This is a genomic window from Rhodococcus sp. WWJCD1, assembly GCF_002258735.1.
Lineage (GTDB): Bacteria > Actinomycetota > Actinomycetes > Mycobacteriales > Mycobacteriaceae > Rhodococcoides.
On the sequence record NZ_NOXY01000023.1, the window covers coordinates 50,028 to 74,260 of the forward strand.

Consider the following 24,233-nt stretch of genomic DNA (forward strand, 5'->3'; position numbering starts at 1 on the left):
CCTACCTGTCGGGAGACAGTAGGGCGGCACCGCGGGCCGACACCAACTCGGGCATCGACGGCACAAGAGTGGGCAGACCGGTCCGCAGTTCCAGTGACCGCGCAATCGAGGTGATGTTCGCGCCGCCGCCGACGACGACGATCGACTGCGGTCTGGCCCCGGACAATTCGATTGTCTGCTCGACGAGCATGCCCGCATACCGAACGGGGCCGGCAATCAGATCGTCGAAGTCGCGCCGCGTCAGTACGTGACGGGCGGTCCCGGACGGATCCGCCGTGCTGACGACAGGGTCGACGCTCAGTTGCTCCTTGATGGATCGGCTGGCATCTATTCCGACGCGAACCCCGTTGGCGGAGAGCAGTCGACGGACCGAGTGATCGAGATCGTCTCCGCAGAACGTGGCGGTACGCCGCGTCATCAGCGTCCGGGACGACGCGAGATCGACTACGGTGACTGTGGTTCCGGTGCTACCGATATCGCACAGGGCGGTGACCCCGTGGTTCGGTACCAGCCCGATGAAACGCAGATAACGCACTTGCGCAGCGGTTTCCGGTACGAGTGACGCCGTGCGGGCGGTGCCGCGGGTAGCGACCGAACCGGGATCGGTGGCCACCCGGTACGCGATGGCCGAGAACTGCACCGGCAGCGACATTGTCGCCGCGATGGAATGGATAGCGTCGACTCCGGTGGCGATCGTCGTGGCCAAGGGCTGGCCGGGCGCGCGGCGCACCGTTCTCGACACGATCGGTGTGCGATGCGGACTGTCCAGATACGTCAGAATCGCACGTGCACCGTGTGCACCCGCTCCGACCCCCAACACCAGCACCCGCCCCGCCCTTCGACAGATCCGCCTCGCCCTGCGCGCAGTGCCATTTCACCACGAACGGTACGGGTGTTCCATTTACTTGTGACGAGTCACGATCATTATCGAAACGATGTGGTGATGTCATCACTGTCGAAATCGCCTGCATCCGAACGCAGTTCCGCAAGGATCCGAACCAGGGCCATCAGCTTGTCACGCGCGAGCCCGGGCTTGGCGAATACCAGCGTGTTCAGGCGCTCGGTGGCTTCGACCGCCAACGTGCGCCCCTGCTCGGTGATTTCGACCAATGTGGTGCGTCGATCGCTGGGGTGAGGAATGCGGCGCACGTATCCGACGGATTCGAGGCGGTCCACCGCATTGGTCACACTGGTGGGGTGCACCTGCAGTCGAGCACTGGCTTTCGCCATCGGTAGCGCGCCGTTCTTGGTGAACGTCAACAACGTCAGCAGTTCGTACCGTGAAAAGGTCAGTCCCGTCGGCTTCAACGCTTCCTCGACCCGGGCCAGCATGATCTGCTGCGCGCGCATGAGCGAGGTGACAGCGGCCATACCGTCGGCGGCATCGGACCACCCGTGCTTGGTCCACTGACGGTGGGCCTCTGCAATGGGGTCGAGGGGAAGCGGCGAAGGTGCTGGCATACATACCATCCTCCCACGGTGTCCGGTTCGTGCGTCTACCGAATGACGGTGCGAAGTACGGCGAGCGGCACTCGATCGGTGATCGCTGCTCGGGTCCGTGAAATCTGCTCGCGGGCATCGGCTGTGCGCGCGTTGTCGGTCTCGTCGACGGTCAGGGCTGCGTCCAGCAGACTCAATTGCGCCAGCACGGAGTCGACATCATCGGTGGAGCGCGCAGCACGGCCGACTCTCTCGGCGAGGCGGATTCCGGCCTGGACCACCATGGGACTGCCGGTCCCGTAGATGCGCACTGCATCGAGCGCGTGGTCGATCAGCGACGAGACGGCCACGCGGCGAATGATCAGTCGCACGGTGCCGTCGGAGTCGCGCCGTGCACGGCAGGGTACTGGGCGTTGGACTACCGCCACGAGTCCGACCGAGAGATCGTCGATGGCGTTGCGTGCCGTGTAGGGATCGTTCACCCCGGTGGACAGCGCCCGGACCGCCATCTCCGTCATCTGCTCGACGGCGAACGCGATGTCGTGGCGAGGCGTCCTGCTGGTACCGATGTCGAAAGACTCACGGACGCGGTCGATCGACTCTGGGGAGATGTCGGCCGAGCGGTCGGCAAGAATGTCGACGAGCGGCTCGCCGGAAACGACGTGATCGCCCGGCACCCGATGAATCTCGATCAGCGTGCCGTTGTCGGCCGCGATGCCCAGCAGCGCGTCCTCGTCGATGTCGATGATCACCCCGGACTCCTCGGCGAGAACCGTTGTGTAGACGGGTGGCCTGGAGATACCGTCCGCCGATGCCGCGTCCTCGGGTTGCTCCAGTGGATACAGCGCGTCGACGGACTCGGAAAGCTCGTCGCGAACCCGGGCGGACAGCGTCGCAACCTGGATGGATTGCGCGATGTGATGGATGAAGTAGACGAGTACACCGACGTCGACGACCGCGAGCGCCACGGCAACGTTGACGGCAATGTCGGGGACGAACACCGAACCATCGGATTCGATCGATCGGATCGAGCGCAGGACCATCAGCGAGTACAGGAACGTTGCCCCGAAGATGCCGAGTACCACCTGATTTCCCCGGTCGGCCATGAAGTTGCGTACCAGGCGGGGGCCGTACGACGAACTGGCAGTGGCGAGTACGGAGATGGTGATGGAGAACGACGTCGCGGCCACACCCAACATCGAGCCGCCGATCGCGCCGAGAATATCCCGGCTGCCACTGGCCCCGACGTGATAGAGCAGCGAACCCGTCAGATCCACTCGGGCGTCGAGTAGGTAGCGGTCGAGGCTGACGAGTGCTTGCGCGAGTAGGAGCGCAAAGACTCCCAGGACTGCGGGAATGAACCAGAACGACTCCCGCAACTTGGCCATGTGTTCCTTCATGAGCGACAGTCTTCCCCGGCGTGTCCGAATCAACCCTTCGGCGTTCGAATCACGATGATCGCAACCGTAGGCTTCGGTCGGCCGACACGGCATCGTCATCGGTGATGCGGGTGTGGCCGAGTGGCTAGGCACCGGCCTGCAAAGCCGTTCACACGGGTTCGAATCCCGTCGCTCGCTCGAAGGGACCGCCAGACACACGATCTGGCGGTTCCATGTTTTCTGTTCCATGGACTATCTGGCGGTTGGGTGTGCCGTGTTGCCGTGGTGCTCCGGCGGAGCCAATCTGGACAAGACGTTCAGCGGGTACCCGTTCAACAAGATCACTCGAGTGCTGGACTCCGAGTGGATCGCACGCCGTACGGCCGAGGGCAAGCGATCCAGTACGGTTCTACATCAGTACTTCGTTCTCAAGCAGGTGCTGGACAGGCCATTCCCGACGGTCTGCTTCATGCCAATCCCTGTGCGCACGTCACCTTGCTCACCCGAGCTGACGGCGGTCGCCTCCACGACATCGTCGGTAGACGGGGTGGTGGACCGGGCGCAGTTCCTCACGGCGGGTCAAATTTCCCATTGTTTGACGCCATGCAGTGGCCATACGACGTAGCTGTGCACGTCACCGCGTGGACGGGCCTACGCGCTGCCGAGCTCGCCGGACTGCAGATCGGGGAGTTGGAGCTACCGCCGGAGAATCGCCCGACGCTCCCGGCGCGGAGCACGGACGTCGTACGGTGCTTGAGGAGCACGGCCCTCTCGCAGAGGGTGAGCGGAAGCCGGGTCGTCGCTCGGGGGAGGTGCAGCCGGAGGTCGGCTCAGCGTATTTGCCCACCTCTTCGAGGACGACAACACCAATGCGATGGCCGCACTGGGAGCCGTCGGCCAGACTGCTGTCGCGTACAACGTCCTGCCGATACGGGCAGGCTAGATCGGTTCTATCAGCCGTTGAACCTCTACCCGCTTTTGACCCTTCTGGGTTATTTGAGCGCTTAGTCCATCAATATGCACTTCGGAACTTCCGTCCAAACGACGGAGGGCCCTTGACACGTTTGCTTTTTCGCCAGCGGTTGCAGCCCGGGTAGCGGCCTTGGCGGTCCAGGTCGAAAGTTCTTCGCGGGTCGCACCTTCAGTTCCACGCCAGTACAGCAAGACAAGTAGGTGTTCGGGGAGAGTTATCTGTTTCAGTAACTTCGGATACGAGCCGAAGACCTGTATTGCGGGTACTTCTCGGGTCACCAGGTCATTGATGATGCGCTGCGCATCGGTATTGCTTACCTGGTGGTAAAGGCGGACAAATTCCGCCATTATCCAGTCCATTCCGTTCACAACGGCGGTCGCATCTTGCAAATTCGGGCTAATATCAGGACCCAGGTGGGCAACGTCTCGCTTGTTCCGAATGGTGTATAGCGGCAATAGTTGACGGGGTATATGAATAGTCAGTGCGGGGTCGTGACCGCCAGTGCTTTCTAGCTTTCTGATCAAACCGTCTACCGCGGGGAGCTGTTTTCCGATAGGCGTACTTGCCCCGAAAACTTTAAGTTCCAGAATGCGAATTGCAGCCTCCACGAAGCGCCCACCTTCGACCTCGTTCGGTCGGTGATCGCCGAGGTAAAAACGGCGCTTGGCCTCTGTATAGGCATCAAATAGGGCGTCAATCAGCTGATTCGGTATCCCTGTGCTCTGGAAACCGAGGCGAATATCGCCCAGGATACTGTTAACACGCTTCGTCAAGAAGTGGCCGTTCCTTCTTCGGTTCCGAGTGTGTCGCGCAGGAACTGCGCGAAACCATCGATGTATGACTGTCGAACTTTTGCCTTCTGTCCGGCGCCGGATCCTGAGATCGTGATCCCCGCCCCATTCAGCGATTTGAAGTTGACCGCAAAGTTGCTGTCTTGAACGCCATATCGATCGCACTCGCTGCGTACGGTCTTGACAGCGACCTCTGTTTCAGACAACCAGACGAATCGCGCCGTGAGAATTACCCGGGCGATGAATAGCTGGCCCGGCTTCTTGCCCTTTGGCAGCGTGCTCGTGTGCACTGCCATCTTGGGCTCGCCGTCCTCAAGGTGAACCAAACCTTCTAGGCGCAACCGAGGAACCTGTGTCGCAGTTGCGAGTTTGGCGTAGAACCTGTCTTCATCGTTGCCCTCGTCTGCTCCAGGTCCATTTCCCACCTGTGCGGCGCTACCGCCGTTTCCGTTAGGCGGAGTCGTCGGAGTGTTGTTAGGCGGAGCCGGTTCGGCCGACTGCACTGGGGCAGGTGCGACTAGAAGGTCCAATGCGCGCTCGAATGCGTACCGGTGAAGTTCGTTGGGGACACCCGAGTCCTCCACGGCTTGCCAGGCATCCTTGAGTACTTGTCCTACGTCCAAAGCTTTGCCTCACTCGTGTCGGATATCCCACCTTCCCGGCTGTGACCAGGATCGGAGAGATTGTCCCACGTCAATGCGACAAACCACGCAGTCCGTACGCAAATGTCGCGAGTTTCTGGCTCATCGTTGTTCCAGGACGGGCAAGCCTCGGAATCCGTGGAAACTACCGTCACGTTGCGTTTCGCGGGGGGAGGGCGGAGGTACCGATTGAGCTGGGCCGTGGAGCCGCGTCACGGATTGACGTGCTGGCCTGTGGTTATGTAGCTGGCGCTACCGGTGCGTTAGATAGGTCAACCGGTATGCAAAGCCGTTCACACGGGTTCGGATCCCGTCGCTCGCTCTGTTCGATCGAGGTCGACCAGCAATGGTAGGTCTCGATTCGTGTCCCATCAGGCCAGCAGCGCGGGCTTTCGTGCCACGGTGACGGCCCAGTCCGCGTCGGCGCGCCAGGGCCGCAGATCCCACGTCGCGAATCGATGCTCGACGACGAAACCGACGGCCGCCAGATCCTCGTCGAGCACGTCGACGGTGTAGTCGCGATCAGTGGCAAAGCCCGTGACGAACACCCCGCTGTCGGTCAGGTGGGCCCAGATACGTTCCAGCGCTTCCCGTTCGGTGCCCGGCTTCATGTAGACGAGAACGTTGCCTGCCGCGACTGCTGCGTCGAATGTCCGTCCGAGATCCAGCGTCGTCAGATCGGCGACATGCACGTCGAGTTCGGGGTGCGCTCGCGCGGCCTCGGCCAGGACCGGATCGAGATCCACTGCGGTCACCCGGTGTCCGCGGCGAGCCAGTTCGGCACCGAGTCTGCCGGTACCGCATCCGGCATCGAGAATGCTCGACGCGGGGGAGACCAACGCGTCGACCATGCGGGCCTCACCGTGCAGATCCACGCCGCGTTCGGCCAGGCGGTCGAATCGCTCGATGTACCGCTTGGAATCGTCGGCTGAATTCTCGGCTTGCCAGCGTGTGGTCATGCCGCCAGGGTAGGTCAGCTCGGTGCTTCCAGCGCCGCCCGGGCTTCGGCCACGCGTGCCTTGGCCGCCTCGAGTGCCTCTGCTGTCGATTCGGCCTGCTCGACGCTTGTTCTCTCCGCTGCTCGGGCCGCCTTCGCTTCCGCTTTGGCCGCATCCAGCTCGGTTTCGAGCCTCTCGACTTCCTTTGTGGCGCTGCGTCGTTCGGACGCGGCACGTTCTGTGTCTGAGTCGGCAGCGTCGGCCGCATCGCGTGCGGCAGTGAACGCGGTTTCAGCAGCGTCGAGTTCGGCGACCAGTCGATCGTGTTCGGCCTCGCGCAGCTGATCGGCTTCGGAGGAGTTCTCGGGATAGGACTCGGGTACGTCATCGGCAGTGTCCGGGACACCGTCGGTCTCGGTCTCGGTCTCGTCGTCGGGTGGGTCGGGTGGGTCGGGAACGAGGGAGAGCAGCGCCGGCCCGAAGCCGCTGTAGGTTTCGGCCGTGACGGTTCGGCCCGCCCGCACGCGGTCGCGAATCTCGGGATCGGCCATCGCCGCGTTCAGGGTGTTGGCGATCTCGCGAGCAGCATTGTCGCCGACGGTCACTCCGAGGTCGCGTCCCAAAGAGATGGCTTGTTCTGTCAGTGCGCGTATCGAAGTGCTTCGAGCAGTGGACAACTCGCGCAGACTGGGTCCATCGCCCCGCTGCTGAGCTCGTTCGAGCTGCTCTCCGAGGTCGAACAGTTCCGCCACGGCCGATTCGTCCTGACGAGCGAGTGTGTTCACCAACCAGGCCACGACAGTGGGCTTACGGAGTCCGCCGATGCGAGTGGCACCGGACTTGTCTCCGGCTTTCTTGAACCGGGTCACGTATGCCGAACGGTGCGACACGAAATCGGCGGGAGCCAACGAGTACAGGTCGTCGACTACCGTGTCGATGTGGGGGAGATCCTCGGACATCGAAGTCCACCGTCTCGTTCGAGCAGTCACAGGGCTGCGGTGACATGCGTGAAAGATGTGTGCCCCCGGCAGGATTCGAACCTGCGGCCTTTCGCTCCGGAGGCGAACGCTCTATCCCCTGAGCTACGGGGGCGCACCGGCTTCGGCCGGCGTGCCTGTTGGGCTGTACGAAAGACTAGCGCATACGTGACCGGAGCCGAAATCACCCCTCGGGCAGCGGCTGCGCACCCTTCGCGGCGAGCATCTGCTTCATCAGCGTCGATTCGCTGGTCTGGGTAGCCACCATGGATTTCGCCAGGTTGATCACGGCAGGCGACTGCGCATGGGTCTGGGCGTATTCCATCATGGCCAGACCGCCCTCGTGGTGGCGCAGCATGAGCTGAAGAAACATCACGTCGACGTCCGTGCCCGTTGCCTGCCGAAGCGCTGCGAGCTCCGCGGAACTGGCCATGCCCGGCATTGCCTTGGTGGGATCGGAGGACCCCGGTTCCATCGACATCCCGCCCATCGAGTGGCCGTCGGAGTCGTCGGCCGTCATCCAGGTCATGTAGCCGTCGGTCGATATCGGTGCGCGGTCCCACAGAGCCAACCAGCCCTGCATCTGGCCGACCTGATTCTGCTGCGAGGTGAGCATGTCGAACGCCAGGTTCTTGACGGCCTGATCGGGAGCATTGGTCAATGCCACCGCGGCCATCTCGATGGCCTGGTTGTGGTGCACGGTCATGTCCTGTGCGAAACCGACATCGACCGAGTCCGCGGCAGGCGAGTTGTCACCGTCACGGAACGGACTCTGCACCAGAAAGCCCAGCGCGAAACCGATCGCGAGAACGGCGATCAGCGCCAAGACGACCAGCGCAGTGCGCTGGCTCGGCTTGGTCGCGGATGGGCCGGTGGTCGAGTCGACTGTCGATTCGGTCATCAGCTCGCGGGAACCTGAAGTTCGCTGGGTAGCTGCGCTCCACCGGGCAGTCCGCCGGTCCCACTGGTCTCACTGGTGTCGGGGGTGATGCCTGCACCGTCCATCGGAACGGCGTCCGCGCCGGGTGCCGAGGCGTCGAACAGCGGCGGATTGTCCGGATCGAAGCCGTCGCTGCCGTCGCCCGAGGTGGTGGGTACCGATGCGCAGCTGGCACCGACCTCCGGGTAGGCGAAGCGGTTCAGGCGCAGCGCAGAGATGAACTGGCCGATGCGTGCGTCGTCCACGCTGTCGAGCTTGAGCTGGTGGCCCCAGGACTGCAGCGAAACAGGGGTGTCGAGACCGGGGTAAGGCGACATCATCATCTGGGTTTCGCCGTCGACGCGATCGGCCAGCGACTGGACTTGGTCTTCGTTCAGGTCGTCGGGGTTGTAGGTGACCCAGACGGCTCCGTGCTCGAGGGAGTGCACGGCATTCTCGGTGCGAATGGCCTCGGGATAGACGATTCCCGTGCAGGTGGCCCACACGGCGTCGTGTGGCCCGCCGAACGGCGGCGACTGGTCGTAGGCGACCCGCTGCGTGCGCGCGACGTGCAGAGCTGCGGGATACTCCTGGACCGTCACGCCCTCGATGCCCGTCGACGGGTCCTGATTGGACTCGCTGGGCGCAAACTTCTGCGCCTCGGCTCGATCCTGGTACTTCGGATACAGATTGATTCCGAGTCCTGCGACGAGGCCGACAACCACTACGACACCGGCAACCGTCAGCCAGGGAATCTGCCTGCCCTTGGCAGCAGGCACGCCGCCCTTCTTCTTGCGAGCTGACTTCTTGTTGGCTGCGTTGATGGCTTTGTCTGCCTTCGCAGCCGACTTGTTCTGACTGCCTTTGTCGGGACCCGTTGGCATCGCTGTAGTTGCTCTCTCAGTCGAGGAAAGGTGGTGGTCGGTGTCGCTGGTCGTGCGTATCTGCTGGTGACGGCGGTGACCAAGGACCGTCCGCGCAGAGCGCCCTTACTGTACGTTCTCTGCCTGAGAGCGTGCTCAGGGCCTGCAACGAGCGCTTCGGCCGGGTGGGCCCGCGATCGGACGGGCAGTGGATGCGAGTACGCCGCACACCAGCCAATAGGATAGCTACCTGTGACTCCTGCCGATCTTGCCGAACTGCTCCACGCGACCGCCGCGAAGGTGCTCGCCGACCGCGGCCTGGACGCATCCGTTCTACCTGCGAAGCTGACCGTCGAGCGTCCCCGTAACCCCGAGCACGGCGACTACGCGACCAACGTGGCTCTGCAGGTCGCGAAGAAGGCCGGTGCCAATCCACGCGACTTCGCCGGCTGGCTCGCCGAAGCTCTGGCGGCCGAGGCCGCGATCGACAGCGCCGACGTTGCAGGCCCCGGATTCCTGAACATCAGGCTGGCCGCCGCCGCGCAGGGCGAGATCGTCGCCCGGGTACTCGCTGCAGGCGCGTCGTTCGGCAACGGATCGTCGATGGCAGGCAAGAAGGTCAACCTCGAGTTCGTCTCGGCCAACCCCACAGGTCCGGTGCACCTCGGTGGAACCCGGTGGGCCGCTGTCGGCGACGCGCTCGGTCGGATCTTGACCGCCCACGGCGCGGAGGTCACCCGCGAGTACTTCTTCAACGACCACGGCGCTCAGATCGCGCGCTTCACTCACTCGCTCATCGCCGCTGCGAAGGGTGAGCCTGCACCCGACAACGGCTACGCGGGCGAATACATCGCCGAGATCGCAGCGCACGTGCTCGCCGAGCGACCCGATGCGCTCGCGCTGGACACCGAGGCGCAGGAAGAGGCGTTCCGGTCCATCGGCACCGAGTTGATGTTCGATCGGATCAAGGCGAACCTGCACGAGTTCGGTGTCGACTTCGACGTCTACTTCCACGAGAACTCGCTGTTCGAGTCCGGAGCCGTCGACAAGTCGGTCGAGTACCTCAAGACCTCGGGGAGCCTCTACGAGGAGGACGGGGCCTGGTGGCTCCGGTCCACCGACTTCGGTGACGACAAGGATCGCGTCGTCATCAAGAGCGACGGCAACGCTGCCTACATCGCCGGCGACATCGCCTATTTCCAGAACAAGCGGCAGCGCGGCTTCGACCTGTGCATCTACATGCTCGGAGCAGATCACCACGGATACATCGGACGGCTCAAGGCCGCCGCGGCGGCGTTCGGAGACGACCCCGCGACCGTCGAAGTCCTCATCGGACAGATGGTCAATCTCGTTCGCGACGGCGTTGCCGTGAAGATGAGCAAGCGCGCCGGTACCGTCATCACGCTCGACGACCTGGTCGACGCCATCGGTGTCGACGCCTCCCGGTACGTGATGATTCGGTCGTCCGTCGACTCCAGCATCGACATCGATCTGGCCCTGTGGGCGAGTGCCAGCAACGAGAACCCGGTGTACTACGTCCAGTACGCCCATGCCCGGCTGGCCTCGCTCGCGCGCAATGCCGCCGAACTGGGCATCGTTGCGGATGAACCGGATCTGAGCCTGCTGACCCACGAGCAGGAAGGCGAGCTGATCAGGACGATCGGCGAGTACCCGCGCGTGGTGGCCAGTGCCGCCGAACTGCGTGAGCCACACCGGATTGCCCGCTACCTCGAAGAGTTGGCGGGTGCTTATCACCGTTTCTACGGTGCGTGTCGAGTACTTCCACAAGGAGACGAGGAGCCCGGACCTGTGAACACCGCACGACTGGCGTTGGGGAACGCGACCCGGCAGGTCCTGGCCAACGGCCTCGAACTGCTCGGGGTCAGCGCACCGGAGCGCATGTGAGCGCACATCCGGCCGGGCCCAAGCATGCCGATGCACCCGCAAAACAGTCGACATCCCATCGCCCGGTAGACGCGTCCGAGATGACCACGCTGCCCGATCAGGTGTGGCCCCGTAATGCCGAGCGCGGTGACGACGGAACGGTTCGTCTCGCCGGAGTATCGGTCACCGAACTCGCGGAGCAGTACGGGACGCCACTGTTCGTCATCGACGAGGACGACTTCCGTTCGCGTTGCCGCGAAATGGCAGCCGCTTTCGGAGCGCCCGAGCGTGTGCACTACGCCTCCAAGGCATTTCTCTGCGGCGAGATCGCGCGTTGGGTTGCCGACGAAGGGCTGTCGCTCGACATATGTTCCGGCGGGGAGTTGGCTATCGCGCTGGCCGCAGGTTTTCCGGCGAACCGAATTGCCATGCACGGCAACAACAAATCGGTCGCCGAGCTCGAGGCGGGCGTGCGCGCGGGCGTCGAGCACGTGGTTCTCGACTCCAACATCGAGATCGACCGTCTCGACGCCGTTGCCGGCGCGGCCGGTGTGGTCCAGGACGTTCTGATCCGCATCACCGTCGGCGTGGAAGCGCATACGCACGAGTTCATCGCCACGGCGCACGAGGACCAGAAGTTCGGCTTCTCGCTCGCCGACGGTTCGGCACTCGACGCGGTCCGCCGTGTGTTCGCTGCCGACAACCTTCGCCTCGTGGGACTGCACAGTCACATCGGATCGCAGATCTTCGAGGTCGACGGCTTCGAGCTCGCGGCGCACAAGGTCATCGGCCTGCTCCGAGACATCGTCTCGGAGTTCGGTGTCGAAAAAACCGCACAGATCTCGACGCTGGATCTCGGTGGTGGCATGGGCATTTCGTACGTCGCCAGTGACGACCCGCCGCCGGTGGAGCAGCTCGCAGCGAAGTTGACCGCCATCGTGGAGACGGAGTCCGCCGCGGTGGGATTGCCGGTTCCGACGATCGCCGTCGAACCCGGCCGTGCCATCGCCGGACCGGGCACCGTCACGCTGTACGAGGTGGGCACCATCAAGGATGTCACCGTCGACAAGGCGACGCGCAGGCGCTACATCAGCGTCGACGGCGGAATGAGCGACAACATTCGCACCTCGCTCTATCAGGCGGAGTACGACTGCCGATTGGTCTCGCGAACCAGCGAAGCTCCAGCCGTTCTGGCGCGAGTGGTCGGAAAGCATTGCGAGAGCGGCGACATCGTCATCAAGAACACATGGATGCCGGCGGACGTCGGGCCCGGTGACCTGCTCGCGGTAGCGGCCACCGGGGCCTACTGCTACTCCATGTCCAGTCGCTACAACCTGCTGACGCGGCCCGCAGTGGTCGCAGTCAAGGACGGGCGAGCGCGCCTGGTCCTGCGGCGGGAAACCATCGAAGATCTGCTCAGCTTGGAGGTTCAGCCATGACATCGAAGCCGATAGGCGTCGCCGTACTCGGACTCGGAAACGTCGGCAGCGAGGTCGTTCGAATCCTCACCGAGAATGCCGAGGACTTCGAAGCGAGAATCGGTGCGCCGCTGGAGATTCGGGGCATCGCGGTGCGTCGGGTAGACGGCGATCGTGGAGTGCCGACCGAGCTGCTCACCGACGATCCGGCGGAGCTGGTCGGCCGCGACGACGTCGACATCGTCGTCGAGGTGCTCGGCGGCATCGACATTCCCCGCAAGCTCGTGCTCTCTGCCCTCGAGAAGGGCAAGTCCGTCATCACTGCGAACAAGGCCCTCCTGGCCGAGTACACCGGCGAACTCGCGGACGCTGCCGAGAAGTCGCGTGCCGACCTGTATTTCGAGGCGGCCGTGGCCGGAGCCATCCCGGTCGTTCGTCCACTGATGCAGTCCCTCGCGGGCGACCGCGTGAACAAGGTTGCCGGCATCGTCAACGGTACGACCAACTTCATTCTCTCCGCCATGGACGAGACGGGAGCGGACTACGCCGAAACCCTGGCCGAGGCAGGGCGTCTGGGCTATGCCGAAGCCGACCCGACCGCCGACGTCGAAGGCTACGACGCTGCATCGAAGGCCGCCATCCTGGCGTCCATCGCATTCCACACCCGGGTCACGGCCGGTGACGTCTACCGCGAGGGCATCAGCAAGATCACCTCGGACGATCTCGAAACCGCGAAATCCCTGGACTGCACCATCAAGCTGCTGGCCATCTGTGAGCGGATCGTCACGCCCAAGGGCAAGGAACGAATCTCCGCTCGGGTCTACCCCGCGCTCGTTCCGCTGAACCACCCGTTGGCATCGGTCAACGGCGCGTTCAACGCCGTGGTCGTCGAAGCCGAGGCTGCCGGCCGCCTGATGTTCTACGGGCAGGGCGCAGGCGGTGCACCGACTGCGTCCGCAGTGCTGGGCGATCTGGTGATGGCCGCGCGCAACAAGTTCTACGGGGGGCGGGGCCCACTCGAATCCAAGTACGCCAAGCTCAAGGTGGCCCCGATGGGTGACATCCTCACTCGTTACTACGTCAGCATGCAGGTCGCGGACAAGCCCGGCGTCCTGGCCACCGTGGCGGCCGAGTTCTCCAAGCGTGACGTCAGCATCTCCACCGTGCGTCAGCAGGGCTCGGGTGACGGAGCCAGGCTCGTCGTCGTCACCCACCTCGCGGCCGACTCCGCACTGTCCGAAACCGTTGCATCGCTCGAGCAGCTCGATGTGGTCGTCCACGTCGCTAGCGTTCTCCGATTGGAAGGCACCACCGTATGAGCGTCCACACCCCCTGGCCCGGTCTGATCGAGGCATACCGCTCGCGTCTGGCGATCGGACCGGACTGGAAGACCGTCACGTTGCGCGAGGGCGGAACTCCGCTGCTGCCCGCCGGGCATCTGTCCGAATTGACCGGCTGCACAGTGCATCTCAAGGTCGAAGGGCTCAATCCCACCGGCTCCTTCAAAGACCGCGGAATGACCATGGCCGTCACCGACGCGCTCGCCCGGGGTCAAGAGGCCGTGCTCTGCGCCTCGACCGGCAACACCTCTGCTTCTGCTGCGGCCTATGCGGCAAAGGCCGGAATGAGCTGTGCCGTACTGGTTCCGCAGGGCAAGATCGCCATGGGCAAGCTCGCTCAGGCAGTCATGCACGGAGCCAAGATCATTCAGGTGCAGGGCAACTTCGACGATTGCCTCGAACTGGCCCGCAAGACCACGGCCGAGTTCCCGACCATCGGTCTGGTCAACTCCGTCAATCCCGTCCGTATCGAAGGCCAGAAGACCGCGGCCTTCGAGATCTGCGACGCCCTCGGCGACGCGCCGGACATCCATGCTCTGCCGGTCGGCAACGCAGGCAACATCACCGCGTACTGGCGCGGTTACTCGGAGTACTTCCGTGACGGTCTCACCACGCGCAAGCCGCGGATGCTCGGAGTCCAGGCCGCGGGTGCCGCTCCTCTGGTTCACGGTGCGCCGGTGAAGGACCCGGAAACGATCGCCACCGCAATCCGGATCGGCTCACCCGCATCCTGGAACGGTGCCGTCAATGCCAAGGAGGAATCGAACGGAGCATTCCGCGCAGCGACCGACGAGGAGATCCTCGAGGCATACCGCTTGATCGCGAAGACCGAGGGCGTGTTCGTCGAACCGGCCTCCGCGGCCAGCGTCGCCGGACTGTTGGCGGCTCGAAAGGAAGGCTGGCTGGAGCCGGGCCTGACCGTCGTCTGCACGGTGACCGGTAACGGTCTCAAGGATCCCGACACCGCGTTGTCGGGTATGCCTGTCGTAGAACCGATTTCGGTCGATCCCGTCGCTGTCGCGGCTGCGCTCGAGCTGGCCTGAGTTGACGGAATCTCCGGCTATGACGACGACACTTCCGATCGGGCTCACGGTGACCGCGCGCGTTCCGGCGTCCAGTGCCAACATCGGACCCGGATTCGACAGTCTCGGAATCGCTCTGGGGCTCTACGATGAAATCGAGGTCACGACCACGGCGTCGGGGCTGAGAATTCATGTCGACGGCGAGGGCTCGGCGGATGTCCCGTGGGGTCCGACGCATCTGGTGGTGCGCGCCATCGAGCGAGGGCTCGAAGCTGCCGGAGTGTGGGCCGACGGTCTGGATGTCCACTGCCGCAACGCAATTCCTCATTCGAGGGGTCTCGGTTCGTCGGCGTCGGCTGTGGTCGGGGGCCTCGCAGCGGCCAACGCGCTCGCTGCGAAAGTCGATCCGTCCAGCGCATTGTCGGAGAGCCAGCTCGTTCAGTTGTCGTCGGAATTCGAGGGGCATCCCGACAACGCGTCGGCGAGCTGCCTCGGCGGAGCCGTCGTGTCGTGGAGCGAACCGCCCAATGCCAGTGTGACGGCTCGGAAGTACGCGGCCGTGAGGCTCGATGTGCATCCGACCATCAGGGTCGTCGTGCTCGTGCCGTCGGAGCGCTCGTCGACCTCGCACACGCGGGGTCTGTTGCCCGAGTTGGTGCCCCATCGTGATGCGGCCTTCAATGTGAGTCGGAGTGCTCTCGTGGTGGTGGCGCTGACTCAGCGTCCGGATCTGCTGATGTCGGCGACGGAAGATGTGCTTCATCAGGGACAGCGGGCCCAAGCGCTGCCCGACACCACGCGCTGGATCGCGACTCTGCGCGCCCGATCGATCGCGGCCGTGGTCTCCGGGGCGGGACCGACCGTCATGGCGTTGTGCACCGAAGAGTTTCCGACGGATCTGCGCGACGCCGCAACCGTCGAGGGGTGGCGGGTACTCGACCTGGAGGTAGCCGACGGAGTGACCGTCGCGTGACAAACGCCGGGTAGGGTTCTTGCCGAGTGGGGACAACGGCGCTATGGTGAACCCTGTCCGTACATCGTGCGCTTCAGACGCCGGTTTTGTCAGGGCAATCAGGTCGCTGTATTCGGGGGATTCAAACGTCCGAGTGATGTGACGCTCCTGACTCGATCCTTCCCGTAGTTCTCTGCGGTCTCGGATCGATGGTGTCGTCGACGGAGTGCGTCGAACATGAACGGCAATATCCGAGTTCGGCAGAACGTCGAACTGCGGAACGAACCCTCGGCTGCGCATCGAGCGAGCGAGGGAAGGAAAGGACCTCCGTGACCGATACGGAACTTATCTCTGCGCCCGAAACGTCACGCCGACGTGCAGGCCTGTCCGGAATGGTTCTCACCGAGCTACGCAGCCTCGCTGGCGAACTCGGCATCAAGAGCATCTCCGGTATGCGCAAGGGCGACCTGATCGCAGCCATTTCCGAGCATCAATCGGGTGCTGCGTCGGCGAAGTCGGCCAAGTCCGACGCACCCAAGTCCGACGCACCCAAGACGCGCCGCGCCGCTGCGTCGACACCCGCCGTCGAAGATCGACCTGCAGCAGAGGCCGCACCGGCACCCGAGGTGTCGACTGCCGACGCCTCGGCGACGCAGTCGGTCGACGCGGCAGACTCGGCTCCCGAAACCGGTCGTCGCGCACGTGGCCGTCGAGCAGCAGGTCGCCGCGCAGGTGCACCCGATCAGCTCCCGCTCGACGACAGCGACAACTCGGCTGGATCCGAGACCGCAGCAACCACTTCCTCCGCGGACACCGCGTCGAGCGAGAAGCAGGACGAGGGCGACCAAGCCGCCCCCGAGCGGCCGCGACGTAGTCGCGGCGAGCGGAACCGTCAGGACGGATCCGACCGGGAACAGCGTGACGCCGACGGCAACCGAGAAAACGGTGCCCGTGACAACGGAAGCCGTAATCAGGGCGACCGCGACACGGCCACCCGCGAGAACGGCAACCGGGACAACGGCAACCGCAACCAGAACGACCGCAACCAGGGTGATCGCAACCAGGGTGATCGGGACAATTCCAACCGTGACAACGGTGGTCGCAATCAGTCCGATCGCAACGGCCGTAACCGAAATCAGGGCGATGGTCGCAACGACAATCGCAACGACGGTCGTAACGAGGAGCGAAACAACGGTCCTCGCGACAACCGCGACAACAATCAGGACGACGAGGGCGAAGGCCGGGGTCGTCGGGGTCGTCGGTTCCGTGAGCGGCGTCGTGGACGCGATCGTGGCGAGGGCAACGACGGCGGCGGCGGACGCGAGCGCGACACCGAGATCCGTGAGGACGACGTACTCCAGCCGGTAGCCGGGATCCTGGACGTTCTCGACAACTACGCGTTCGTCCGTACCTCGGGCTACCTGGCCGGCCCGAACGACGTCTACGTGTCGATGAACCTCGTTCGCAAGAACGGTCTTCGTCGCGGCGATGCCGTCACCGGCGCAGTTCGAGTGGCACGCGAAGGTGAGCAGTCGAGCCAGCGGCAGAAGTTCAACCCGCTCGTGCGATTGGACACCGTCAACGGGGGAGAGGTCGAGGCTGCCCGCAAGCGTCCGGAATTCGGCAAACTCACCCCGCTGTACCCCAACCAGCGTCTGCGTCTCGAGACCCAGCAGAACATCCTCACCACGCGCATCATCGACCTGGTGATGCCGATCGGCAAGGGCCAGCGTGCGCTCATCGTGAGCCCGCCGAAGGCAGGTAAGACCAGCGTTCTGCAGGCTATTGCCAACGCGATCGCCATCAACAATCCCGAGTGCTACCTGATGGTCATCCTCGTCGACGAGCGTCCCGAAGAAGTGACGGACATGCAGCGCAGCGTCAAGGGCGAGGTCATCGCATCGACGTTCGACCGGCCGCCGGGCGATCACACCGCGGTTGCCGAGTTGGCGATCGAACGGGCCAAGCGCCTGGTCGAAGCCGGACAGGACGTGGTGGTTCTGCTCGACTCGATCACCCGTCTGGGACGTGCGTACAACAACAGCTCGCCGGCTTCGGGACGAATCCTGTCCGGTGGTGTCGACTCGACCGCGCTGTACCCGCCGAAGCGGTTCCTCGGTGCGGCTCGAAACATCGAGCACGGTGGATCGCTGACGATCATCGCCACGGCCATGGTCGAGACCGGATCCACCGGCGACACCGTGATCTTCGAAGAGTTCAAGGGCACCGGTAACGCCGAGCTCAAGCTCGATCGAAAGATCGCGGAGCGGCGCGTGTTCCCGGCCGTCGACATCAACCCGTCCAGCACCCGCCACGACGAACTGCTCCTTGCTCCCGACGAGGCGGCAGTGGTGCACAAGTTGCGACGCGTGTTGTCCGGACTCGACTCCCATCAGGCCATCGACCTGCTGGTCGATCGACTGAAGAAGAGCAAGAACAACCTCGAGTTCCTGATGGAAGTCTCGAAGACGGCACCCGGCGGCAACAACGACTGATCGGTTGTTCCCCGGATCTTTCACCCGGGGAACAAGCCGGCAGGTGCGTGCGTTGTAAGCATCTGTCGGCACAGAAGTACCGACGATTAGCAGGGCGGATGCACGCTCTGGCATAATCAACGGCCGAGTCCGGTTCCGGTTCACGTCTTCGATCGGCGAAGGCGACCCGGCGACCATTACAAAGAACGGTAAGGACACCATGAAGGCAGGAATTCACCCCGACTACACACTGACGACAGTCGTCTGTGGTTGCGGAAATACTTTCGAGACCCGAAGCACCACCGACAAAGAGCGCATCAGCGTCGAGGTCTGCTCGCAGTGCCACCCCTTCTACACCGGCAAGCAGAAGATTCTCGACACCGGCGGCCGCGTCGCACGCTTCGAGGCTCGCTACGGCAAGCGCGCCGGCAAGAAGGCCGACGCAGACAGCTAGCTGTTCCGCCGACGCCCGTCCTGTGATTCACAGGACGGGCGTCGGCTTTTTTGTGTCCACACCCAGTTGCACCCGCGTTCGAGAGTGAGTCATCCCCATGGCGAGAACAGTGAAGCCTTCGGCCATCGACGACATCCTTGCCGAACACTCCGGGCTCGAGCAGCAACTCGCCGACCCAGCGCTGCACAACGACCCGTCGGCGGCGCGCAGAGCAGGCAAGAGGTTCGCCGAACTGGCACCGATCATGTCTGCGCACACCAAGTTGACCGCCGCTCAGGACGATCTCGAAGCCGCACGTGAGCTCGCTGCCGACGATTCGTCGTTCGCCGCCGAGATCCCCGAGCTCGAGGCGACGGTGCTGCAGCTGGAGCAGACCCTCACCGACCTGCTCGCGCCACGCGACCCGCACGACGGCGACGACATCGTGATGGAGGTCAAGTCGGGTGAGGGCGGCGAGGAATCGGCGCTCTTCGCAGCCGATCTCGCGCGGATGTACGTGCGCTACGCAGAACGCCGTGGGTGGCGGGTGGAGGTACTCGACGCGAACGTCTCCGACCTGGGTGGATACAAGGACGCGACCCTGTCGATCAAGACCAAGGACCCGCTCGACGGCGTGTGGGCGCGCCTGAAGTTCGAGGGTGGCGTGCACCGGGTGCAGCGAGTTCCGGTTACCGAATCTCAGGGACGCGTACATACTTCCGCGGCCGGAATCCTGGTCTATCCAGAACCCGACGAGGTCGAAGAAGTCCAGATCGACGAAACCGATCTGCGTATCGACGTCTACCGCTCGTCCGGCAAGGGCGGCCAGGGCGTCAACACCACCGACTCCGCGGTTCGGCTCACACACCTTCCGACCGGCATCGTGGTGACCTGCCAGAACGAGCGTTCGCAGCTGCAGAACAAGGCACGCGCGATGCAGGTTCTCGCAGCTCGCCTCCAGGCGGCCGCAGAGGAAGCCGCCAACGAAGAGGCCTCGGCCGGACGAGCCAGCCAGGTGCGTACCGTCGACCGCTCGGAGCGGATCAGAACCTACAACTACCCCGAGAACCGCATCACCGATCACCGCATCGGCTTCAAGGCGCACAACCTCGACGCCCTGCTCGACGGCGAGATGGATGCGTTGCTCGACGCGCTGGCCAAGGCGGACCGCGACGCTCGTATGCAAGCAGAGTAGTTGGGGCACAAAGCTTTTCAGATTTCGATCGGCCGGTCCATCGCTCGGTGCGATACCCTTGCTTCCAGGTTCGACCCCGCACGAGAGCCCCGAGAGGCACAGCAGAATGAACCAGGCCTTGACACCCGCAGGCGAGAACGCCGTCACCGAACTGTCGTCTCGCTACGGCATCTCGACCGACGCGGTCCGCACCATGCTCGACGCCGTCAACAACGGCCGCGGCTCCATGGCGCAATTCAACATTCCCGAGCTCGGTGGCAGCGGACAGTGGATGCGCGGCGGAATGACCATGGTGGGCAACATGTTCGATCATGGGCTCAAGAGCCGGGTCGACGGCCTGTGTCGTGATCTGTCTGCGGTGCTGTCGCAGCATCAGGTGTATCCACCGCGGGAGGCCGCGGGTGGTTCGTTCGGTGGCAACTCGTTCGGGTCCGGTTCGTGGTGGCCATCGGATCTGGGTTCACCGAGTTCGAGCGGCGGCCAGAACGGGTCGCAGTACGCGGTGTTCCCGGGCTCCCGACGTCTCGCGGTGCTCGTGGGCGGCGAACTGGCCGTGTACGACACGCTGGACCACTCCATCGGGGGAGTGCAGCAACAGCAGAGCGGTGGACCGGGGTCGCTGGAATTCACCAGCCAGTACGGCACGTTCAGTGCAGGAAGTCTGCCTCGAGTGGACCAGCAATCGAGCGGAGAGAACTCGCAGAACCAGTCCGCACCGCAGGCCTACCCGCAACAGTCCTCGTCACAGCAGTCTTCGGCTCCGCAGGCCTCGAACCAGTCCGGGGCCGGGGGTAACCAGGTCGGCGTCGACATCTCCGAGATCACCGCTGCGATCGAGGCTCTCGCCGGATTGCACGCGAAGGGCTTCCTCACCGACGACGAGTTCTTCTCCAAGAAGTCGGAGTTACTGGGACGCGTGTGAGTGAGTGGTCGGAGCCTCGTGGCAGTCTGAACGGGTGAGCCGCAAGCCGCTACGTCTAGCCATCCTCGAAGCAACATCGATGCTGGAGGCGGCCGGTGTGCCGAGTCCACGTGTCGATGCAGAACTCCTTGCCGCGCACCTCGTCGGTGTGGAACGTGGCCGTCTCGGTCTTGTTCCCCTCGTCGAACCCGAGCTCGTCGAGGCGTACTTCCGGACCATCGAGCAGCGCGCGAAACGTATTCCGCTGCAATACATCACGGGTAAGACGTCGCTGGGCAACATCGACGTCGAAGTGGGCCCGGGTGTCTTCGTGCCGCGTCCGGAGACCGAGCTGCTGTTGGCCTGGGCTCTCGCGTTCCTCGAAAATGTGGACCGCCATCCGCCTGTGATTCTCGACCTCTGCACGGGTTCGGGTGCGCTGGCGCTGGCGATCGCCAACGCTCGGCCGGACGCCGTCGTGCATGCCGTCGAGCTGGATCCGTCGGCCTTGGCGTGGGCGAGGCGTAATGCCGATCTGCGCAGCGGTGAGGGTGATACCCCGATCACCCTGCACCACGGCGACGTCACGGCACGCGATGTGTTGATCGAACTCGACGGCACGGTCGACATGATCGTCGCGAACCCGCCCTACGTCCCGGAAGGCGCACAACTCGATCCCGAAGTGATCGATCACGATCCGCACATGGCACTTTTCGGCGGCGCCGACGGACTGTCGGTGATCGAGCCGATGGTCGGCAACATCGCCCGTTGGCTTCGAGTCGGCGGCGGCGTCGCGATCGAACACGACGACTCCAATGGCGACGAGGTGGCGGCTCTGCTGTCCCGGAGACGGGTGTTCACCGAGGTCATCGCGCATCCTGACCTGGCAGGAAGACCCAGGTTCGTCGTCGCCACACGGGCGCACCCTGCCTCTGCCTGACGGCGGGAGCGGCACCTGACATCACTTCGTTACCGCAAGTGGAAGGATGGGCACCGTGAGTACCGTTTACGACTGCAGTGAAGCCGATGCGCGCGCTGCGGGATTGACCGCGGCCCGCGGTGCCCTCAAGTCCGGCCGACTCGTGGTGATGCCCACCGACACCCTGTACGGGATCGCCGCCGATGCGTTCGACGGCAGCGCAGTCACAGATCTGCTGCGCGCCAAGGGCAGGGGACGCGATATGCCCGTGCCCGTGCTCGTCGGCTCGTGGAACACCATCGACGGGTTGGTCCAGAGTGTCCGGCCGCGCACCCGAGATCTGATTCGCGCGTTCTGGCCCGGCGCGTTGAGCATCGTCGTCCAGCAGGCGCCGTCGCTGGCCTGGGATCTGGGCGATGCCCAGGGCTCGGTCATGTTGCGTATGCCGCTGCATCCGGTCGCGCTCGAGTTGTTGCGCGAGGTCGGCCCGCTCGCGGTGTCCAGTGCCAACATCTCGGGAAGCCCGCCTGCCACCACGGTGACAGAGGCACAGGAGCAGCTGGGTGGGTCGGCGGCGGTCTATCTCGACGGGGGACCGGCAGATCACGCGGTGGCGTCGACCATCGTGGATCTGACGAGCGACCGCGCACGAATTCTGCGGGTCGGTGCCATTCCCACCGAGAAGATTGCCGAGGTTCTCGGTGTCACCGCCGAAAGCCTGGTCCCGGGAGCGTCCTGACATGCCCGTCCGTGCCGCATGAGCGTCGAGTTGCTGGCTCAGTCGAATCTGGGGGCAGGCGTTCCCATTCGGGAGCTACTGCTGGTCTTTCTCACTGCTGCCGTCGTCACGTTTTTCGCCACCGGTGGAGTACGAGTGGCGGCGATCAAGTTCGGTGCGGTTGCCATTCCCCGCGATCGTGACGTCCACGTGCAGGCCACGCCGAGGCTCGGGGGAGTGGGCATCTACGTGGGCATGCTCGCCGCCCTGCTGTTCGCGTCGCAGCTGCCGGCCCTGGCCCGGGGTTTCGACGTGGCATACAACCGCGACATACCGGCCGCGCTTGTTGCCGGGTTCGTGATCGTGCTGGTCGGTGTCATCGACGACCGCTGGGGCCTGGATGCCCTGACCAAGTTCGTCGGGCAGGTGACGGCAGCAGGCGTGCTGGTGATCATGGGTGTCAGCTGGGTCGTGCTGTATCAGCCCTGGGGAGGCGAACCCGGTCAGCCGGGCAGCACCCTGGTTCTCGATCAACTGCAAGCCGGACTCGTGACGGTTCTGATCACCGTCGTGATCGTCAATGCCATGAATTTCGTCGACGGTCTCGATGGGTTGGCCGCCGGTCTCGGGCTCATTTCCTCGGTGGCGATCTGCATCTTCTCGGTGGGGCTGTTGCAGGAGCAGGGCGGCGATGTCGGCGTCTACCCGCCGGCGCTGATCGCTGCCGCGCTGGCCGGTGCATGCCTGGGATTTCTGCCGCACAACTTCCAACCCGCGCGCATCTTCATGGGTGATTCGGGCTCCATGCTCATCGGGCTGACGCTGGCCACGATCTCGACCAGTGCCTCGGGGCGGATCCCGTTGACGGCTTATGGTCCGCGCGATCTGCTGGGCCTGTTGTCGCCACTTCTGTTGGTCGGAGCCGTGATGCTCATCCCGATACTCGATCTGTTGCTGGCCGTCATCCGTCGCACGAGGGCAGGACGGAGCCCGTTCAGTCCGGACAAGATGCATTTGCATCATCGACTTCTGCAAATCGGTCACTCGCATCGACGGGTGGTGCTGGTGATCTACCTGTGGGTCGGTGTGCTCGCCTTCGGGGCGGTCGGATCTTCCCTGCTCGATCGGCGGATCGTGGTGCTTCTGGTCGCTGCCGGTCTGGTGTTTGCGCTGGTGGTCACCGCTGTCCCTACCTTGCGGGTGGATCGATCGCGTGGACCGGTACGTCGAAGCGCACGACGAGGCAGCTGATCCCCGTCCTCTGTTTCCCGTCGTGCCCCGGTTACTCTCGACAACTGTGACCTTCACTCCGCAGCCCATGCCCGACCAATTCGCGCCGCTTCGCGCCGCCGTCCGGTACGGACTGATCGGCTTGGTGGTGCTGACGGTGGTGAGCATCGGGGTCTCGGTGGCCGCGGCCGGCACGCCCGGCCTGTGGGGATCACTGATCGGTGTCGCCATCGGCGGAGGTTTTGTCATCACGACGGCGCTGTCGGTTGCTCTCACCACACGTTTTCCGGCCTCGGCCGTCGGGGCGCTGTTGCTCGGCGGCTGGTTGGTGAAGATGGTCATCGCGCTGATCGTGCTGGTTGCGCTCAAGGATGCCGAGTTCTACAACCGCTACTCGTTGGGGCTGACGATCTTGGGGGCGCTGGTGGTCGTGCTCGGGGCCGAGGTATTCGGGGTCGTCAAGACCAAAGTCGCCTACGTCGACAGTGTTCCGGCCGCCGACCACACCGACAACCGGTAGTACGACAAGCTGTCGTAATCGGTTAAGCTGAGGCCCGCCTACACAACGTCGTAGTTCTGTTGATAAAGTTTGCATCAAGCGGTGGGCAAGACCGGGACAAAAGAGACTTTTTCCCCGGACTGGACCCCCGCAGGTAGCAGTCAGCGTGAGCTTCCTTACAGTAGGCCCGGAGTCACCGACTTCGGCAACGTAAGGTTCCGCCCTGAGAGTTGCCGAGTCGACGTGAGTCGCCGACACCCGACAGACGCTTGGCCGATGAAGACCGGGCCTCAGCCTCTGACGATTGCGAGCCGATTTTCGTCGACT

22 protein-coding genes and 2 tRNA genes are annotated in these 24,233 nt (G+C 64.1%); 14 read left to right on the top strand and 10 right to left on the bottom strand.

Translation table 11 applies throughout. The features are described from left to right. Position 1 precedes the first annotated feature (1 nt). The 3 genes from CH286_RS16630 to CH286_RS16640 all read right to left on the bottom strand — a co-directional run bounded on the left by CH286_RS16630 (position 2) and on the right by CH286_RS16640 (position 2,840). Positions 2-826, bottom strand: coding sequence for a hypothetical protein (locus tag CH286_RS16630; RefSeq protein WP_037154550.1), 825 nt, complete (start codon positions 824-826; stop codon positions 2-4). A gap of 98 nt (positions 827-924) precedes the next feature. Beyond that, on the bottom strand, positions 925-1,461 hold the full coding sequence (locus CH286_RS16635; protein ID WP_032402876.1) for a MarR family winged helix-turn-helix transcriptional regulator: 537 nt from the start codon (positions 1,459-1,461) through the stop codon (positions 925-927). Between the two features lie 35 nt (positions 1,462-1,496). After that, positions 1,497-2,840 carry a DUF2254 domain-containing protein gene (locus CH286_RS16640; protein ID WP_094609810.1) on the bottom strand — a complete coding sequence of 448 codons (1,344 nt, stop codon included), beginning with the start codon at positions 2,838-2,840 and terminating at the stop codon, positions 1,497-1,499. Positions 2,841-2,946: 106 nt separating this feature from the next. On the opposite strand from CH286_RS16640, the gene CH286_RS16645 reads away from it, so the two are divergent. Continuing rightward, a tRNA-Cys gene (locus CH286_RS16645) sits at positions 2,947-3,017 on the top strand. 741 nt (positions 3,018-3,758) lie between these two features. Here CH286_RS16645 and CH286_RS16655 read toward each other — a convergent pair. The 7 genes from CH286_RS16655 to CH286_RS16685 form a co-directional block, all read right to left on the bottom strand. Then, positions 3,759-4,565 (bottom strand): hypothetical protein, encoded by an 807-nt coding sequence (locus CH286_RS16655; RefSeq protein WP_094609799.1) that lies wholly within the window; start codon positions 4,563-4,565, stop codon positions 3,759-3,761. Further along, a complete protein-coding gene (locus CH286_RS27660; protein WP_141215855.1) occupies positions 4,562-4,879 on the bottom strand; it encodes a hypothetical protein in 318 nt (105 codons plus the stop codon). The genes CH286_RS16655 and CH286_RS27660 overlap by 4 nt, the downstream gene beginning before the upstream one ends. A 716-nt stretch (positions 4,880-5,595) precedes the next feature. After that, complete coding sequence (locus tag CH286_RS16665) at positions 5,596-6,183, bottom strand: class I SAM-dependent methyltransferase (protein WP_094609801.1); 588 nt, start codon at positions 6,181-6,183, stop codon at positions 5,596-5,598. A gap of 14 nt (positions 6,184-6,197) precedes the next feature. Then, positions 6,198-7,121 (bottom strand): hypothetical protein, encoded by a 924-nt coding sequence (locus CH286_RS16670; protein ID WP_094609802.1) that lies wholly within the window; start codon positions 7,119-7,121, stop codon positions 6,198-6,200. Between the two features lie 60 nt (positions 7,122-7,181). Then, positions 7,182-7,254: transfer RNA gene (locus tag CH286_RS16675), tRNA-Arg, on the bottom strand. Positions 7,255-7,323: 69 nt separating this feature from the next. Further along, entirely contained in the window at positions 7,324-8,040 is a 717-nt protein-coding gene (locus CH286_RS16680; RefSeq protein ID WP_032378897.1) for a DUF305 domain-containing protein, read from the bottom strand. Then, the gene (locus CH286_RS16685) at positions 8,040-8,942 is read right to left on the bottom strand and encodes a DUF3105 domain-containing protein (protein WP_032378896.1); all 903 of its coding nucleotides are present in this window, start codon (positions 8,940-8,942) and stop codon (positions 8,040-8,042) included. Before CH286_RS16685 ends, CH286_RS16680 begins: the two co-directional genes overlap by 1 nt. A gap of 231 nt (positions 8,943-9,173) precedes the next feature. Between CH286_RS16685 and argS the strand changes: the two genes are divergently transcribed. The 13 genes from argS (at position 9,174) to CH286_RS16750 (ending at position 23,927) form a co-directional block, all read left to right on the top strand. Beyond that, entirely contained in the window at positions 9,174-10,826 is a 1,653-nt protein-coding gene (argS, locus tag CH286_RS16690; RefSeq protein WP_032402873.1) for an arginine--tRNA ligase, read from the top strand. Beyond that, positions 10,823-12,244 (top strand): diaminopimelate decarboxylase, encoded by a 1,422-nt coding sequence (gene lysA / locus CH286_RS16695; protein WP_094609803.1) that lies wholly within the window; start codon positions 10,823-10,825, stop codon positions 12,242-12,244. Before argS ends, lysA begins: the two co-directional genes overlap by 4 nt. Next, positions 12,241-13,542, top strand: coding sequence for a homoserine dehydrogenase (locus tag CH286_RS16700; protein WP_032378893.1), 1,302 nt, complete (start codon positions 12,241-12,243; stop codon positions 13,540-13,542). The genes lysA and CH286_RS16700 overlap by 4 nt, the downstream gene beginning before the upstream one ends. After that, positions 13,539-14,606 carry a threonine synthase gene (thrC, locus tag CH286_RS16705; RefSeq protein WP_027497914.1) on the top strand — a complete coding sequence of 356 codons (1,068 nt, stop codon included), beginning with the start codon at positions 13,539-13,541 and terminating at the stop codon, positions 14,604-14,606. Before CH286_RS16700 ends, thrC begins: the two co-directional genes overlap by 4 nt. A gap of 19 nt (positions 14,607-14,625) precedes the next feature. Continuing rightward, complete coding sequence (gene thrB, locus CH286_RS16710) at positions 14,626-15,558, top strand: homoserine kinase (RefSeq protein WP_094609804.1); 933 nt, start codon at positions 14,626-14,628, stop codon at positions 15,556-15,558. Between the two features lie 308 nt (positions 15,559-15,866). Next, positions 15,867-18,032, top strand: a complete 2,166-nt coding sequence (rho, locus tag CH286_RS16715; protein WP_080734553.1) for a transcription termination factor Rho — start codon at positions 15,867-15,869, stop codon at positions 18,030-18,032. A 199-nt stretch (positions 18,033-18,231) separates the two neighbouring features. Beyond that, the gene (gene rpmE, locus CH286_RS16720; RefSeq protein ID WP_008715081.1) at positions 18,232-18,465 is read left to right on the top strand and encodes a 50S ribosomal protein L31; all 234 of its coding nucleotides are present in this window, start codon (positions 18,232-18,234) and stop codon (positions 18,463-18,465) included. Between the two features lie 97 nt (positions 18,466-18,562). Beyond that, on the top strand, positions 18,563-19,639 hold the full coding sequence (gene prfA, locus CH286_RS16725; RefSeq protein ID WP_032402870.1) for a peptide chain release factor 1: 1,077 nt from the start codon (positions 18,563-18,565) through the stop codon (positions 19,637-19,639). 106 nt (positions 19,640-19,745) lie between these two features. Next, positions 19,746-20,561 carry an SHOCT domain-containing protein gene (locus CH286_RS16730; protein WP_094609805.1) on the top strand — a complete coding sequence of 272 codons (816 nt, stop codon included), beginning with the start codon at positions 19,746-19,748 and terminating at the stop codon, positions 20,559-20,561. A gap of 34 nt (positions 20,562-20,595) precedes the next feature. Next, complete coding sequence (gene prmC, locus CH286_RS16735; RefSeq protein ID WP_052058751.1) at positions 20,596-21,480, top strand: peptide chain release factor N(5)-glutamine methyltransferase; 885 nt, start codon at positions 20,596-20,598, stop codon at positions 21,478-21,480. Between the two features lie 55 nt (positions 21,481-21,535). Further along, positions 21,536-22,198, top strand: a complete 663-nt coding sequence (locus CH286_RS16740; RefSeq protein WP_094609811.1) for an L-threonylcarbamoyladenylate synthase — start codon at positions 21,536-21,538, stop codon at positions 22,196-22,198. Positions 22,199-22,216: 18 nt separating this feature from the next. Next, positions 22,217-23,428 (top strand): glycosyltransferase family 4 protein, encoded by a 1,212-nt coding sequence (locus tag CH286_RS16745; protein WP_032378889.1) that lies wholly within the window; start codon positions 22,217-22,219, stop codon positions 23,426-23,428. A 67-nt stretch (positions 23,429-23,495) separates the two neighbouring features. Beyond that, a complete protein-coding gene (locus tag CH286_RS16750) occupies positions 23,496-23,927 on the top strand; it encodes a hypothetical protein (protein ID WP_052058746.1) in 432 nt (143 codons plus the stop codon). Positions 23,928-24,233 lie beyond the last annotated feature (306 nt).